12 protein-coding genes and 1 pseudogene are annotated in these 14925 nt (G+C 64.0%); 6 read left to right on the top strand and 7 right to left on the bottom strand.

Going from position 1 to position 14925, the window contains the following annotated elements:
• Positions 1-66 precede the first annotated feature (66 nt).
• Together ACR9Y2_RS25755 and ACR9Y2_RS25750 are read left to right on the top strand one after the other, a co-directional pair.
• Positions 67-159, top strand: a pseudogene (locus ACR9Y2_RS25755) (alpha/beta hydrolase); the annotation flags it as partial.
• 14 nt (positions 160-173) lie between these two features.
• A complete protein-coding gene (locus tag ACR9Y2_RS25750; protein WP_435044906.1) occupies positions 174-875 on the top strand; it encodes an SDR family oxidoreductase in 702 nt (233 codons plus the stop codon).
• 494 nt (positions 876-1369) lie between these two features.
• Here ACR9Y2_RS25750 and ACR9Y2_RS25745 read toward each other — a convergent pair whose 3' ends face one another.
• The 3 genes from ACR9Y2_RS25745 to ACR9Y2_RS25735 all read right to left on the bottom strand — a co-directional run bounded on the left by ACR9Y2_RS25745 (position 1370) and on the right by ACR9Y2_RS25735 (position 3531).
• The gene (locus tag ACR9Y2_RS25745) at positions 1370-2077 is read right to left on the bottom strand and encodes a hypothetical protein (protein WP_435044585.1); all 708 of its coding nucleotides are present in this window, start codon (positions 2075-2077) and stop codon (positions 1370-1372) included.
• A gap of 89 nt (positions 2078-2166) precedes the next feature.
• Positions 2167-3033, bottom strand: coding sequence for a hypothetical protein (locus ACR9Y2_RS25740; RefSeq protein ID WP_435044584.1), 867 nt, complete (start codon positions 3031-3033; stop codon positions 2167-2169).
• Positions 3034-3057: 24 nt separating this feature from the next.
• Positions 3058-3531: a hypothetical protein gene (locus ACR9Y2_RS25735; protein ID WP_435044583.1), complete on the bottom strand. Its 474-nt coding sequence runs from the start codon at positions 3529-3531 to the stop codon at positions 3058-3060.
• Positions 3532-3975: 444 nt separating this feature from the next.
• Between ACR9Y2_RS25735 and ACR9Y2_RS25730 the strand changes: the two genes are divergently transcribed.
• The 4 genes from ACR9Y2_RS25730 to ACR9Y2_RS25715 all read left to right on the top strand — a co-directional run bounded on the left by ACR9Y2_RS25730 (position 3976) and on the right by ACR9Y2_RS25715 (position 7258).
• A complete protein-coding gene (locus ACR9Y2_RS25730; protein ID WP_435044582.1) occupies positions 3976-4719 on the top strand; it encodes a DUF6088 family protein in 744 nt (247 codons plus the stop codon).
• Entirely contained in the window at positions 4716-4976 is a 261-nt protein-coding gene (locus ACR9Y2_RS25725; protein ID WP_435044581.1) for a hypothetical protein, read from the top strand. Before ACR9Y2_RS25730 ends, ACR9Y2_RS25725 begins: the two co-directional genes overlap by 4 nt.
• 69 nt (positions 4977-5045) lie before the next feature.
• Positions 5046-5624, top strand: coding sequence for a nucleotidyl transferase AbiEii/AbiGii toxin family protein (locus ACR9Y2_RS25720; protein ID WP_435044580.1), 579 nt, complete (start codon positions 5046-5048; stop codon positions 5622-5624).
• Positions 5625-7030: 1406 nt separating this feature from the next.
• Positions 7031-7258, top strand: coding sequence for a hypothetical protein (locus ACR9Y2_RS25715; protein WP_435044579.1), 228 nt, complete (start codon positions 7031-7033; stop codon positions 7256-7258).
• Between the two features lie 230 nt (positions 7259-7488).
• On the opposite strand, the gene ACR9Y2_RS25710 is transcribed toward ACR9Y2_RS25715, so the two are convergent.
• The 4 genes from ACR9Y2_RS25710 to ACR9Y2_RS25695 form a co-directional block, all read right to left on the bottom strand.
• Entirely contained in the window at positions 7489-8778 is a 1290-nt protein-coding gene (locus tag ACR9Y2_RS25710) for a pectate lyase family protein (protein WP_435044578.1), read from the bottom strand.
• A 14-nt stretch (positions 8779-8792) separates the two neighbouring features.
• Positions 8793-10424, bottom strand: coding sequence for a glycosyl hydrolase family 32 (locus tag ACR9Y2_RS25705; RefSeq protein ID WP_435044577.1), 1632 nt, complete (start codon positions 10422-10424; stop codon positions 8793-8795).
• Between the two features lie 39 nt (positions 10425-10463).
• A complete protein-coding gene (locus tag ACR9Y2_RS25700) occupies positions 10464-13862 on the bottom strand; it encodes a carboxypeptidase regulatory-like domain-containing protein (protein ID WP_435044576.1) in 3399 nt (1132 codons plus the stop codon).
• 168 nt (positions 13863-14030) lie between these two features.
• Positions 14031-14783 carry a GntR family transcriptional regulator gene (locus ACR9Y2_RS25695; protein WP_435044575.1) on the bottom strand — a complete coding sequence of 251 codons (753 nt, stop codon included), beginning with the start codon at positions 14781-14783 and terminating at the stop codon, positions 14031-14033.
• Between the last annotated feature and the right edge of the window lie 142 nt (positions 14784-14925).

The raw sequence follows: 14925 nt of genomic DNA, 5'->3' as shown, positions 1-14925 counted from the left end.
CACTCGGGAGATATCAATGTCGTCTATCAACGGAATCATCACTATCCCGTCGCATCATTCCGCGGGGGGCTCACGGCGTTTTCCATGTATGTCATGGACTACGGCGCCCCCGTTGGTTATCGACTGGCGCTCCTGCATCCCGAGCGTGTCCAAGCGTTGGGGGCAGCAGCGGAATCGGCCTGGCCACGGCGAAGCGCTTCGTAGCCGAAGGCGCACGAGTCTTCATCACCGGGCGCAGGCAGACTGAACTGGATCGTGCTGTCTCAGAGATCGGAGCGAATGTCACCGGCATCCGCGGTGATGTCGCGAATCTGGCAGATCTGGATTCTGTGTACGACATCATCCGCAAACAAGAGGGCCGGCTCGACGTCCTCTTTGCCAACGCCGGGATCGGTGAGTTCGCACCCTTGGCACAGATTACGGAAGAACACTTTGACAAGCAGTTCAATGTGAATGTCAAAGGGATGCTGTTCACCGTACAGAAGGCGCTGCCGCTGCTCCGCGACGGCAGTTCGATCGTACTGAACGCGTCCATAGTTGGCTCCAAGGGGAATCTCAACTTCAGCGTCTACAGCGCCACCAAGGCCGCCGTACGATCGTTCGCTCGCACCTGGTCCGTCGATCTGCGCGACCGGAAGATCCGGGTGAATGCGTTGAGTCCAGGATTGGTTCCGACTCCCGGGTACCATACCAGTCTCGGATTGAATGACGATCAGCTCGCGCAGGTTGTCGGTGGCGCCCTACCAGGGATTCCCCTGGGCCGGGTCGGCTATGCGGAGGAGGTCGCAAGCGCCGTTCTCTTTCTCGCTTCAGCCGAAAGTAGCTACGTCACAGGAATCGAATTGTTTGTCGACGGCGGCCTTGCCCAGATTTGATCCAGTGCGTGGCCGTTCCAACGGGTCTCGCGCCAACCAGCATCCGGTAATCTATCCGATTGGCGGCGTTTCGCAGTTCCCTGCCTGCGAGCGCCGGGCTTAGACCGGCAGCGTTCTGCAGATCGTTGGCTGGTTTCGGGAATGCGGTGTGGGGAGCCCGTCGCTGGCGCTCCGTGACTGGGGAGGCGGATTGGGGCGCGGCTGACGGATCGGAAAACTGGTGGCGACCGGTTTGGCGGTATCTGTCCTTATCGATGAAGAGAAGAGAGCCGGTCAGGGGGTCCGCCGCCGACGAGGGCGTCCGCCCTCCCGACGGGGTGGGCTCGGCGAGCGGCGGCTCCCCTGCGACGGACATAAAGGTGAAATTGTCAAAGAGCAGTGCCGGAGGCGGCTCCGGCTGGGGTTGCGGCCGGCTGCGGAACTCCTCAGCGGCTTTGTTTCGTCGATGCGCTGCGTCTCCACGAATGCGCGGCGGCTTCGCCGGGACGTGGTGTTCAGCGCTTGGAGACGTTGTAGAGGAGGGGCGGCAGTTCGTCTGTGGCGGCCAGGTTGGCTTCGTTGCGTGGAACGCGGATCGGCTGGAGGTCGGCGATGGGGTCCTGGTTGTCCGGATGGTTGGAATCGATACCGGTGGTCAGGTGCTCGAGGGCGCGGCGGGGGCGGCCATAGCCTTCATAGAAGAAGAGTTCCTCAGTGTTTTTGGTCAGGCGGGTGACTTCCGCCAGGGGGACGTTTTCGCGGATGCCCTGGACTACGTCGGGATGCTGCTGGCCCAGGGCGGCACGCTCGGTTTGGAGTTTGCTGAGCTCCTTGATGGCGCGATAGAGGCCGCGTTCGAGGTCGCGGCGGTAACGGGCGTAGCGCTCGAGTTCGCCGGCGTGGGTGTTGGTTTCCGCCAATGGGTCCGTTTCGGCAAGGATGAGGCACTCGAACGATTCGATGCGGCGGAGGTTCCAGGTATGGGTGAGGATGCGATGGAAGATCTCTTCCTCGATGCAATTCGCGGGCCTGGTATCGAGGCGGAGGGCGGCTTCGAGCGCTGTGAATGCGGCGCGGTCTTCGGGCGTGATGTTGAGGTTCTGGGCGGTGAAGCCGTGGCTGCGGGCGTTCTGCGATGAACGGGCCTTGCCGTCGATGGTGACGGGGCCGGTGGAGCGTTTCGCGTTCGCCTGGTTGGCGTTGATCTGAGCTGCGGTTGCCATGATGAAGATCTCCTTGTAAACAAAAAATGCCGGCATTGGTGCCGGCGCGATTCCAGGGTAACGGGTGGGGTCAAGAGGAAATGGGTGGTTTAGGGAGGGCCGTGTTGAATCGAAACCAAATAAAGAGTTTCGGACCTGGTGACTGAATAAAGCTTAATGGGGGAATTGGGGGAGAAGTGAGGTGGGCGGCCGGTGCAGGGTGGCTTCCTGTTGGAGCTGGCGGGGCTTGCGTGCTGGACTGACAGGGGGCCGCTGGCTTCGTTTCGGGCGGCCAGGGTGATGGGGCGGCTGGAGCCGGCCGCGGCAGCGAAGACAGCCGGAATGGTGGCGGCCTGGCGGGCGCGCTGCTGGGCGAGGTAGGGGCGGAGGGCCTTCTGGACGACGGTGATTCGGGCGCAGATCCAGGAGTGGTAGCGGCCCAGGGTTTGGATGACCTCGGCGTGGTTGTCGCGGATCCAGAGCGAGGCTTGGTGGACGGCTCCGTTGCAGACGCGACATTGCCCGGGTGCCCGCTTACTGCCGTGCGCGGTTCGCAGCGCGGTGGGGACCACTCCCTGACGGTCGTGGTTCGTTGCGATTTCCTCTCGTTTGGCGGCCCGAAGGGCCATGGGGACTCCGTTGAAGACGCGTTGGTGGCCCGTCGCTGTCACTCCGGGACTGGGGCGGGGTGCGCGGCTTCCTTCGCTTTGGCGGCCTGCGGGGCCATGGGTGACTGCGTGATTGACGCGGAGGGCTTCGGCCCAGAGTTTGGCTTCGAGTTGGAAGAGGCGGCGTTCGTGGCCGCGGAGTAGGAGGCGCTGGACGAAGAGGGCTCGGAAGCGAGGGTCGGCGATGTCCGCTGTTTGCTCCAGGGCCTGGCGGTAGAGGCGGGTCGCGATGCCGGCGGGCAGATGGTAGTGGCTGTGCCGGCTGGCGACGTGCGCGGCTCGGCCGTAGGATCGGGTTCGTTTCGTCAAGGCGGTGGTCTCCGGTTTCGGTTGTCAGCGTGGTTTCGTCCTGGAGGTGCGGAGGGTGGAGAGGTCGGCGCGGCTGCGGCGCCAGGAGCGGGCCTCGAAGTCCTGGCTGGCGCGGAGGCAGGCGGAGTCGCGGGGGCTCATGTCGCGGAAGGCGACGTAGGTGCGGTAGGCGGGATCGGCGTTGGGACACTCCTTCTTTACGGATTCCCAGTCGCGCTCGATGGCGGCGGAGAGGGCGGTGGTTTCGACCAACGCGTAGCGGCTTTTGCGCCAGAGTTCCTCGGCAAGGGAGTCGGCCATGTGCTGTTCGAGGCGGGTGGCCGGGGTGCAGTGTTGGTGGACGTCGTCGCGGAGGGCTTCGTAGAGGGCCCGGTCCTCGATGCAGGTGATGAGGCTGGCCGAGTCGTCTCCTAGGAGGAGAGCGTTCTCGGCGCCGGTGGTTTGCAGAAAGCGGCGCGACGGTGTGAAGCCGTCGGTCGTCGATTTGAAGAGTTCCATGATATTGCTCCTTGGCCGAGGTTGTAGACCATGGGACCAAGCGATTCTGGGGGATGCGGCTGTAAAGGATTGCAGGGAAAGAGAAGATATATTTCGAACGCCTGTGGATGAAGACGGCTTCATGCTGGAATTGGGGGAGAAGTGGGGTGGGGGCTGTTGGATTTGCGCCGGTGGGGGGATACCTCAGAAAGGTCGGGATTGGCCGGGAGGGGGCGCTTCCGGAGCGATTCGGGTGGAGATGACCAGTGTCGGTGCACCGCTGAACATTGCTTGCGCGCTGTGCCAAGAAAGGGGACAAGTCCATTCCTTGCCAGCCCCCAGTGTTGGCGTTGCGCGTCTGGCCAAGCTCTCAGGTCGTGACCAAACCAGCTTGCCCTCACCTCGCTGTCCAGTTTTCTTGCGACAAAACTAGACAGCCCCTTTATCGAAATCCATCCTCTGGGTATGGGTGAGTCCCCCACGCCGTCGCAGTCCTATACCGCCTCCATCCGGCAACGGATCGAGAAGGGCGGCGAACGTGTCTGGCGACTGGAGGACTTCCGAGACTTGCCCTTTGCCGCAGCACCGCAAGCGCTATCGCGCCTCACGCGGGCCGGAGCCCTGGAACGATTAAGCAAAGGAATCTACTACAAGACCAGACCAACGGTCTTCGGGCACCGCCGACCCAACCCCGCCGCGATTCAGAAACTCGCGGCCAAACACAAGCCGATTTTCCCCTCGGGTCTTGCAGCAGCCAACCTGCTGGGTTTCAGTACGCAGACCGGCAGGCAGAATGAGGTTTCCACGAGCGCCGGGAGCCTTCCGCGGAAACTGGTTGGGCAGGATACGGTCATTCATGCAAGGCGTCCAGCGGCATGGAACAAGTTGTCGCCGGAAGATGCCGCCCTGCTCGAATTCCTGAGGTGCGGAGGCAAGACCAGCGAAGTGTTGCCAGAGAAGACCGTCCAGAAGACGCTTGCACTGCTTAGCGAGAAACGACGCTTTGAACGACTGCTTGCAGTCGCCGACACCGAGCCGCCGCGCGTTCGCGCGATGCTCGGTGCTATCGGCGAGCAACTCGGCAAGACTCCGAGCGACTTGCAGTGTCTTCACGATTCCCTGAATCCATTCTCCAAGTATGATTTTGGACTCCTCGCGGGATTGCAGCACGCTAAGAAGTGGCAATCCAAGTCAGCACGTGAGGCATGAAACTCTTCGAACACCCTGACTTCGAGCGGGCCATCCTCGAGGCGGCGGAGCACTTCCGTCCGCAGGGCTTACGAGCGGCCATCCTCGAAAAGGACTACTACGTCACCGAGGCTCTGCGCTCCATTGCGACTGCCGGCGCTCCAAAGGCGGCCGCCGGAACACGCGAGAACTCCACAGGCATGATCAGCAACACGATCATCTTCAAAGGCGGCACCAGTCTGTCCAAGGGTCGGAATCTCATCGCTCGGTTCTCCTAGGACATTGGTATCTTCCTGGATCCTCTCGCGTTCGAGCCGCCGCTTGGCAAACGCGCCATAGACCGCGAGTTGAAAGCACTGCGTGATGCCGTCGCGGCGCATTCTGCGCTCACATTCGTTGAAGGCGAGAGCCAAACGATTGGTGGATTCGGGCGCAATGACCGGCTCGCCTACGACCAGCGTTTCGGCGGCACGGGCGAGGTCGCGGCTCGGGTGCTTCTCGAAGCTGGAACCGCAAGCGGGCGTGAGCCAACTACTGTAATCGAGATCAGTTCCTACCTCAGTCAATTCCTGCGTGCCCGCGGCGTGTCGCTGGGAGCGGACGATGAAGATGCTTTTTCGATGCGACTCCTGCACTTCCGGCGCACCTTCGTGGAGAAGATGTTCGCCATCCACGGCAAGGTGGAATTGCTGAAACGGAACGGAGAGCCGCTGGGTTCCTACGCCCGTCACTACTATGACCTCTTCCAATTGGCGGCACAAACCGAGGTCATCGACATGTTGCAGTCCGCCGAGTACGGCGAAACAAAAGCGGCTATGACCGAATCAGCCGGGAGCACTTCGACAGAAGCTATTTCTTACCCAAAGGTATGCGCTTCGCGGAAAGCGAGGCCCTGTTCCCGCCACCGGAGATCGAGCCGACGCTGAAGTCCGGGTACGACGCTCAATGCAAATTGCTGTGCTATGGATCGTTTCCGCCCTGGGCCGGTGTGCGGTCCAAGTTTCTAGAACTACGGCATCTGCTGTAGCTGCAAGATGGCAACAGATACCTTCGCCACTGCGTGACGCAATGTCACCTTGCCGTCTTCCGTCTAGCTGTTATGTAGTTCCGCTGCGGGACAGGGTACAGGCTGAGGGGCATGCGCGGGGCATGCAGTGGTTTTGGGGGCAGAAGGCCGGCACGAATGCCGGCCCGCAAGCCTGGAGGCATACCCCACGGAAGAGGGGCTCTTCGTGGGTTCGGGGGTTTTGGGTTTACCGAGGTTGTGGTTTCGGGGGCAGAAGGCCGGCACGAATGCCGGCCTGCAAGCCTGGAGGCATACCCCACGGATGAGGGGCTCTTCGTGGGTTTGGGGGTTTTGGGTTTACCGAGGTTGTGGTTTCGGGGGCAGAAGGCCGGCACGAATGCCGGCCCGCAAGCCTGGAGGCATACCCCACGGGTGAGGGGCTCTTCGTGTGTTCGGGGCTTTTGCGTTTGCCGAGGTTGTGGTTTTGGGGGCAGAAGGCCGGCACGAATGCCGGCCCGCAAGCCTGGAGGCATACCCCACGGAGGAGGGGCTCTTCGTGTGTTTGGGGGTTTTGGGTTTATCGAGGTTGTGGTTTCGGGGGCAGAAGGCCGGCACGAATGCCGGCCCGCAAGCCTGGAGGCATACCCCACGGAAGAGGGGCTCTTCGTGGGTTCGGGGGTTTTGGGTTTACCGAGGTTGTGGTTTCGGGGGCAGAAGGCCGGCACGAATGCCGGCCTGCAAGCCTGGAGGCATACCCCACGGATGAGAGGCTCTTCGTGGGTTTGGGGGTTTTGGGTTTACCGAGGTTGTGGTTTCGGGGGCAGAAGGCCGGCACGAATGCCGGCCCGCAAGCCTGGAGGCATACCCCACGGGTGAGGGGCTCTTCGTGTGTTCGGGGCTTTTGCGTTTGCCGAGGTTGTGGTTTTGGGGGCAGAAGGCCGGCACGAATGCCGGCCCGCAAGCCTGGAGGCATACCCCACGGGTGAGGGGCTCTTCGTGTGTTCGGGGCTTTTGGGTTTACCGAGGTTGTGGTTTCGGGGGCAGAAGGCCGGCACGAATGCCGGCCCGCAAGCCTGGAGGCATACCCCACGGAAGAGGGGCTCTTCGTGTGTTTGGGGGTTTTGGGTTTACCGAGGTTGTGGTTTCGGGGGCAGAAGGCCGGCACGAATGCCGGCCCGCAAGCCTGGAGGCATACCCCACGGAAGAGGGGCTCTTCGTGTGTTTGGGGGTTTTGGGTTTACCGAGGTTGTGGTTTCGGGGGCAGAAGGCCGGCAGACGGCGGCGAGTCCTGGCGAGGTGTCGCTTTCCTGCATGCCTGGCGTGTCCTTGCTCCCATCACTTGACCGCAAAGCCCAAACCGTTTGGCCCGGCCTCTCCAACGAGCTGCTGCTGGCGGAACTCGACGAGACCATACAATTCGTGCTGCCCTACCCCACCCAAGGCGAGAAGGGTCCCCACCGCACGGCAACCGTGCTCTCCAAGCACTCCCTCGCTCACCAGAGTCTCGCCGACCCGCTGGGCCTGGACACGCTTTCCGCCGCGCCGCGTGGGTAATACAGACGTCCCACCGGAACTACATCACATTCAACGCGGCGCAGCTTTCGCTAGACAATTCGCAGTAAACTTCCGCCAGATTGGTTCCATCGCATGAAGTTTCTTTGGGCGGCCTTAGCCACGTCCGGTTCTTGGGCGAGTAGCGGGGACGCGGCTCCGGAGAAAGAGGCGGCAGCGCGCCGGCGTCCGCTCGCCTCTTGGCAGCGCGGGCGGACAGCGGGGCGCCGCAGCTAGCGCAGCTCGGCGAGATGGTTCAGGTAGCGCTCGAGCGGAGAGTACTCGTCGGCCGGCGCTTGGGTGTCGCTGGGTTGGGCCGACGCCGGAAGGTCGTCGGGCAGGCCATTGCGATCGGCATCGCGCGGCGGAAGGGCAGCGCGGTATTCGGGCCAGCCGCCGACTTCCCATTGGGAGTCGATGATGGCGCCTGTGCCGGCGGCCACGTCGGCCAGGAGGCGCTGGTCGACCTTGTCGCGAGTGGGGCGGAACGCGCCAACGCCTTTCAATACAGCCTGATAGGCCTCTTCGGCGGAGGTGGTTGTCACGGGTGGAGCGTCGAAGGGTTTGGGCACGACGGTGGCGACGCGCAGGCCGTCCACGATGGGCCGGTCAATCATGAGCCGGTTGTCGGCGGAGAGTTTCTCGTTGCCCAGGAAGCGGTTGCCCTCGAGGTAGAACTGTGTTCCGGGGGTTTTGTGCATGATGAGCGGAGTGCGGCCAGGACGGGAGGAGGGGCCCGGTTTGATGAAGTTGCCAGCGTAGTTGACGCTAATGTATCCGTCGGTGAGGCCGGAGCAGGTGGTGCCGTAGTCGTACATCACGTTGTTGCGGATGTCGTAGACGACGGGGACGGTGGGCTCCTGCTGGCCGAGGCGGGGGTTGCGGGAGTCGTGGTGGAGCCAGAGGTTGTGGTGGAAGGTGACGCCGCCGACGGCGCGGATGAGGGAGCCCATGCTGTGGGGCCCCTTGCCGTGGACGCTTTGGTTGAGGCCTTCCGCGATAAGACACCACTGGACGGTGATATCGGCCACGGTGCCGCTGACGGAGAGGCACTCATCAATGCTCCAACTGGCCGAGCAGTGGTCGACGATGACGTTGCGGCTGTTGCCGACGATGGAGATGCCATCGACCTCCTGGCCGGCTTCGTCTCCGGGGCGGCTGCGGAGGAAGCGGATTATGACGTCGTGAGTGTCGACGACGAGGCCGAAGCGGCGCAGGCAGATGCCGTCGCCGGGGGCGGACTGGCCGGCGATGGTGACGAACGGATTTTTCACGACGAGAGGCGACTGTAGCGAGATGACGCCAGCGACGCGGAAGACGATGGTGCGCGCGTAGAAACCGTCGATGGCTGCGCGGAGGCTGCCGGGGCCGGAGTCGTTGAGATTGGTGACGAAGCGGACCGCGCCGTGGCGGCCGCCACGGGTATAGGCGCCAAAGCCTTCAGCCCCGGGGAAGGCGGGCAAGGGGCGGCGGGGGGCGGCCAGGGCGAGGGCCGGCCATTGGAGGAAGAGTCGTCGATTCATGAGGGGAGAGCCTTTCAATTAGCCTGATCGGAGTCAGAGGAGCGGTCGACGCTCAGGCCGAGCGCGGCCTTGCCGGCGAAGTCCATGGGCCCCTGGAAGCCGGGTCCGCCGGCGCCGACATAGCCGCGGCTGGCGCCGGAAGAGTCGGGGCTGACCCAGAAGGAGTAGAGGCCGCCATTCACGAGATGGAAGCGGAAGCGCAGGGGCAAACCGTGCAGGCGGGACAGTTCATTCACACCTTGCCAGCGGACCTGCATCAGCGTGCTGTCGCCGCTCAGGGGGAGGCAGTTGCCGCGAGAGCAGCCGGCGGCGATTTTGCCTTCGGCATCGAGGATCTCGACGCGCAACTCGCCGTTGGGGGCTTCCAGATTGACAAAGAGCTGGGAGCCGGAGAAACGGAGCAGGCGGGTGGTGAGGACGCCGCCTGCCGCGCCGGCGCGGAGAGATGCGAAGCCGTCGCGGCGCAGGATGGCGAGGCCGGTGGTGCAGACGCCATCCTGTTTGGTGCCGGGGACGCCGGCGCGCCCGGAGGCGTAGAAGTAGAGCTTGTCGCGCACGACCAGCACGCAGCCGCCCGCCGACTGGACGTTGCCCCAATTCCAGTCGCCCTGCTTTTCGGAGACCGGCAGCAGCGCATCGCGGCAGGGGCGATGCCAGTGGAAGCCATCACGGCTGAAGCCGGCCATCACCTGGTTTGGTTTGGGGCGATCAGTGGGCTGCCCTTTCCAGATGCTGAAGAGGCCGAGGAGCAGGCCTTCGTAGGCGACGGCGTCGAGATTGTAGAGTTCGGCCCGCCGTTTGAGATCGGGGCGCTGGGGATCGAGCGGATCGGCCCCAACCCAGACGGGGGTGGTGCGCTTCGTCCAGAAGAAGCCCTCTTCCAGGTTGTCGCTCTCCCAGTAGAGGCGCATGCGCTGGTCTGCATTGTCGTCCTTCAGGCTGAAGACCCATTTGCGGCGGAAGGGGTTGTAGAACAGGGTGCTGCGATCCTTGGCGGTGCCGCTGAGGGCGGCCACGCCGCTCCAATGAATGCCGTCGGGCGAGTAGTGGAGGGCGAAGCGCGGCGGGCGTTCGCCGCCGACCTGGCGGAAGAGCTTGAAGCGGCGCGCGGGATTGGGTTCGTTGTGATCGAGCCAGACGGTGGTGGAGCCGCGCGGGATGTCGAGGACGATGTTGGTGCCGGGTTTGACGTCGAGCCTGGGCTTTTCCCAGTGGATGCCGTCGCGCGAACAGGCGTAGGCCAGCGGGCCCCAGTAGCCGGCCATGTACCAGAGCTTGAACAACTGGTCCTGGGGGTCGAACCAGACGCCGTCGCTGAAGACCATCGAGGCGGGTCCCTGGGCGGTTGTCTCCCAGGGGCGGTCCGGTTTGAGCACCGGGCTGGCCGGATGGTAGCTGGGTTGGTGAAAGACCCGCCGCAGGGTGGATTGTTCGATGAGGAAGTCGTCGACAAAGAGCTGCCGGCCCAAGTCGATGGGAATGAGGCTGGGCGGCTGCTCGAGATAGGGCACGGGCATCGGCTTGTATTCCAGGGACTGGCGCGAGGGCGGCCAATCGGCCGGCAGGACGATGCCGTTGTGGAGCGTCTGCTGCGCGAGGAGCGGAGCAGACGCGGCCGAAAGAAGGAGTTGTCGTCGTGTAAGCATGCTGACGTCCATCGAGAACATGGGACCACAGTCGACGGGTTAGAAGCCGATGCGGAGGCCGAGCTGGATTTCGCGGGGGACGCTGACCTGGCTGTTGACGGTGCCATAGGCGGCGCTGGCCGGGTTGACGTCGGGGTTGCCGAACTGGACGCGGTTGGTGGCGTTGAAGGCCTCGGCGCGGAACTCGACGGTGAAGCGCTCGGCGATGGTGGTGGATTTGGACAGCGACAGATCCATTTTGCTGAGGGCGTCGCCGATGAGCGAGGCGGAGCGGACGGACAGGCTGCGCAGTGTGAACGAAGGCTGGACGGTGAAAGCGCCGGTATTGAACCAGCGGTTGAGAGTGCGATCGCCGGCGCTCAACTGGGGATCCTGGCCGGTGGCCTGGGAGCCACTGGGCAGATAGATGGGCGCGCCGCTCTGGAAGATGTACATGACGGAGAGCTGCCAGCCGTTCACCAGGGCTCCGGCGAAGCCGTTGATGTTGGCGAAGCGGCGGCCTTTACCGAAGGGCAGATCGCCGACCCCGGCGAAGCTGACGCGGTGGCGGCGCCAGTACTCGGCCACGGCCTTGGAGGGGGCGGGATCGCTGTCGTTCAGGTACTGGGAGTTGTCGATCTGGCGCTGGAAGGTGTAGGTGGTGAGGGCCTGCAGGCCGTGGGCGAAGCGCTTGGTGAGGGTGAACTGGCCGGAGTGGTAGACGGAGGAGCCTGAGCCATCCTGCACGAGGGTCAACTGGCTGAGGTGCGGGTAGGCCATGAGCAGGTTCTGCCGGGAGATCTTGGCCTGACCGAGTGTGAGGTTGGAGGGGATGAGCCCGAAGAAGGGGTTGGCCACCTGCTGGTTCAGCACCGAGCCGAGGGACAGGTATTTCTCGGGGATGAAGTTGAGCCGGCGCTGCTGTTCGCCCGCGCCGCCGCTGCCGCTGTTGCCCACAAACTGATTGATGGCGCGGCTGCCGACATAGGCGGCTTCGAGGCGCCAGTCGGATTGGAGTTCGCGTTGGACGCTGGCCTGCCAGCGGGCGTTGTAGGTGCTGGGGCTGTTGACGGACAGGACGCTGAGACTGTTGCCGAGCAGCGTTTGCAGGCCCTGGGAGGAGCCGATGGGGAGCGAGAGCCCTTGGGGATAAGGGTTCTCGATGGAGCCGGCTGGGGTGATGCCGTCCACGGTGGCGAGCATGGGCGTGGTGGAGGCGAAGCCGTCCTGATAGACGGAGCCGGCGCCGGCCCAGTAGCTGTAGAAGTGACCGTAGCCGGCACGGAGGACGGTCTTGTTGTTGAGAGTGTAGGCCAGGCCGAGGCGGGGGCTGACGTCGCCGAGCGGCGTGGAGCGGGTGCGGCGGTCGCTGGAGCTGGCGAACTGAAGGCCGCCGCGGACGTTGAAGGCGGAGGCGGGCAACTGGTCGATGGGATTCACGGCGTAGTTGGCTCGGGCGGCGGCCTCGATGGGATTCGCGGTGTCGAAGGCGTAGCCGCGAGTGGCGCGGTTGTAACGCTCAGTGGGCGCGATGCTGACCTCGTAGCGCAGACCGAGATTGAGCGTAAGGCGCGAGGTCATGCGGAAGTCGTCCTGGAAGAAGAGGCTGTAGTAGGGCGCCTGCGAGGCCTGGGAGTTGCGGAAGGCGACGGAACCGGACGAGGGGGAGCCCAGCAGGAGCGAGGCGACGCCGTGGCCGACATTGGCGGCGGGGGCGGTGGGGTCGGAGCCCTGGGTGAAGCCACGATCGAAGGAAAAGCTGCCGGCCTGCGCGCTGCCGCTGGCTGAGTTCCACTGGCGGATGAGGCTGTTGAAGCCGAGGCGGAGGCTGTGCCGGCCGCGGAGATGGGAGACGGTGCCGGAGTAAGTGTAGGTATTGACCACGTCGTAGGAGTTGCCGTCGCCGACGCCCATCTGGGCCATGTCGGAGTTGGAGAACAGCGGTACGGTCTGGGCCTGCACCGTGCCGGCGAACTTGTTAGAGAAGCCCAGGGCGGGCATGTCGAAGCCGGGGCGTTCCTGCCGGATGATGTAGCGGGTGAGGCCGGCATTCAGGGTGACGATGGTGTCTGGACGCAGCATGTAGGTGTCGCCGCCGCCGGTGGAGATCTGGATGATGCGCTCAGTCTTCAGGCCGAACGCGGGCATGACGTAAGGGGCGGTCTCACTGCTCTCGGTGCGGCCCCAGCGGCCGAACAGGCGATGGCGGCTGCCGATGTTGTGGTCGAAACGGCTGGTGAAGTTGGCCAGTTTGCGGCCTTCCGCGCCATTGAAGAGTACGTTATTGGTGCCGGTGATCGCGTTGCCGGGCAGATTGGCGGACGGAAGGAAGCGGCTCAAGAGATTGCTGGACACCTTGTTGATGCGGGCGCTGGGGATCACATTGCCGGGGAACAGGGTGCGGACGAATTTGTTGGGATTGGCGGGATCAGTGCGGGTGGTGGAGGGATCGTAGATCTCGATGAGGCGGCCGCGGCTGTCAAACGTGCGGGAGAAGTCGCCGGCCTGCTGGGCGAGCGTGGGGATCGTGAAGGTGGAACTGGTGGGACTCGACTGCCGCATGCCCTCGTAGTTGAAGAACCAGAAGGTCCTGTTCCGCAGGACCGGGCCGCCGACCGCGGCTCCAAAGCGGTTGAAGCGCACGCGGGGGCGAGAAGCGCCGGAGCGGTTGTTGAAGAAGGTGTTGGCGTTGAAGACTTCGTTGCGGTTGTATTCGTACAGCGCGCCGTGCAACTGGTTCGTGCCCGATTTGGTGATGACGCTGATGATGGCGCCGCCGCCGTTGCCGAACTCGGCATCGAAGGAGTTGGTCTGGACGTTGAACTCCTGCACCTGCTCGACCGGCGGGACATAGGCAACGAGTTCGGCGCGATTGTTCGGGATGCCGTCCATGAGGAAGGCGTTCTGCTGGTTGCGCGCGCCGTTGGCCGAGAGGCGCGAGACGGATTTGTTGTGAGCGATGATTTGCGCGGTGGGATAGTCGCCCTGGGTGAGTCCGGCGGAGAGGGTCGCCTGCTGGAAGACGTTTCCGCCGACGACGGGCAGCTTTGCGACGTAGCGGTTGTTCATGGACACCGAGGAGGAGGAGGTATTGGTCTCGAGCAGCGTGGCGTCGGCGGAGACCTCGACGCGCTGGTTCACGTTGCCGATTTCGAGCTCCAGGTTGACGGTGGTGGTGCGTCCCAGGGCGATGGTCACGGTGCGGCTGATGCCTTTAAAGCCGGGCACGTCGACGGTGAGGGCGTAGGTGCCGGCGGGCAGGTAGCTGATCTGATAGAGACCGGTTTCGTTGGTCGCGCCGGGGTAATGCACGCCGGTTTCGGTGTGGGTGGCGACAACGGGAGCATTGGGGACCACGGCCCCGGCCCGATCGCGGATCTCTCCTTCCAGCAGTCCTGTTCGAAGAACCTGCCCGAGGAGCGACAGGGCTCCCAACATGAAGACAAGAAGCAGACGCATAGTCATGTGGTCTCCTATTTGCGATTATCGATCATCGATAATCAAAAGAAAGTTATCACTGATTGGAGGGTATGTCAAGCGAGGGCTGCGTGGCTGGAGAGGAAGATGGCGCCGCGGCGGGCGGACGGAAAGAGCGCCGGAGAGGATGGTTCGAGGAGAGACGGCCGCCTAACCGGCGGAAGGATTGTCGCCGGAGCCGGCGGGCGAGACGAGGAGTGAGCTGTAGGACCCTTCGATGTGGGCGCGGATGGCGCTTTGGATGGCCGCGGGGGTGCGCTGCCGCATGGCTTCGACGATGCCGGCGTGGGCCATGCCGCGATTCTGCTGGAGGGGCTTGCGGATGTGTTTGACGCCGAGGAAGGCGAACAGGGGGGTGGAAATCTGTTCCAGGGTTTTGAGCATCACGGGGCTGCGGGCGCAGCTCCACAGGAAGCGGTGGAAGGCGAGATCGGCCAGGGTCATGGTGTAGCAGTCGCCGACTTCGATGGCGTCGTCGATGGCGGAGGCGAGCCGCTGGAGCTCGTCGAGGTCGACCGCGGTCATGTTGCGGGCGGAGCGGACGGCGGCGAGTTCCTCCAGGGACATGCGGATGGCGAGGCGGTCGCGGACGTCGTCCGAGCTGAAATCGGTGACGCTGGTCTTGCGGTTCTGCGAGCGGACGACGAGGCCTTCCTGTTCCAACTGGACGAGCGCCTCGCGGACCGTGGCCTGGCTGACGTTGAGGGTTTTGGCCAGGTGGAGTTCGCGCAGCAGTTCCCCGGGCTGGAGCTGGCCCGAGAAGATCTCCTTCTTGAGGAGGTTGAAGACCTGGGTGGCGAGGGAGTCGGCGCGAATGGGCTGGCGCGGAGCGAGGGGCGCGTTTGGCGCCGGTGCGGCGGCGGGTTGCGGCTGGTGGGCCTGGGCGAAGTCTGGATCGAACATGTGGTGAGTACCTATGCGCGTAAGTTCACGGCCCGTGCGGAACGCGGTAAGCCGAACCGCGGCTCCACTCCGACAACAGTCATTGTAACTTTCGGATGCCGCCGTGGGAGGGGTTGAAAAACAGGAGGCGAAGACGGGTCGC

The organism is Paludibaculum fermentans, from assembly GCF_051172195.1.
Classification (GTDB): Bacteria; Acidobacteriota; Terriglobia; order Bryobacterales; family Bryobacteraceae; genus Paludibaculum; species Paludibaculum fermentans_A.
This window is presented reverse-complemented; position numbering and strand designations above follow the sequence as displayed.

What these genes read in the sequence shown, in the direction of transcription:
- ACR9Y2_RS25745 (WP_435044585.1), bottom strand. Translation starts at nt 2,077, where the DNA reads ATGGCAACCGCAGCTCAGATCAACGCCAACCAGGCGAACGCGAAACGC.
- ACR9Y2_RS25700 (WP_435044576.1), bottom strand. Translation starts at nt 13,862, where the DNA reads ATGCGTCTGCTTCTTGTCTTCATGTTGGGAGCCCTGTCGCTCCTCGGG.
- ACR9Y2_RS25710 (WP_435044578.1), bottom strand. Translation starts at nt 8,778, where the DNA reads ATGAATCGACGACTCTTCCTCCAATGGCCGGCCCTCGCCCTGGCCGCC.
- ACR9Y2_RS25705 (WP_435044577.1), bottom strand. Translation starts at nt 10,424, where the DNA reads ATGCTTACACGACGACAACTCCTTCTTTCGGCCGCGTCTGCTCCGCTC.
- ACR9Y2_RS25730 (WP_435044582.1), top strand. Translation starts at nt 3,976, where the DNA reads ATGGGTGAGTCCCCCACGCCGTCGCAGTCCTATACCGCCTCCATCCGG.
- ACR9Y2_RS25735 (WP_435044583.1), bottom strand. Translation starts at nt 3,531, where the DNA reads ATGGAACTCTTCAAATCGACGACCGACGGCTTCACACCGTCGCGCCGC.
- ACR9Y2_RS25725 (WP_435044581.1), top strand. Translation starts at nt 4,716, where the DNA reads ATGAAACTCTTCGAACACCCTGACTTCGAGCGGGCCATCCTCGAGGCG.
- ACR9Y2_RS25695 (WP_435044575.1), bottom strand. Translation starts at nt 14,783, where the DNA reads ATGTTCGATCCAGACTTCGCCCAGGCCCACCAGCCGCAACCCGCCGCC.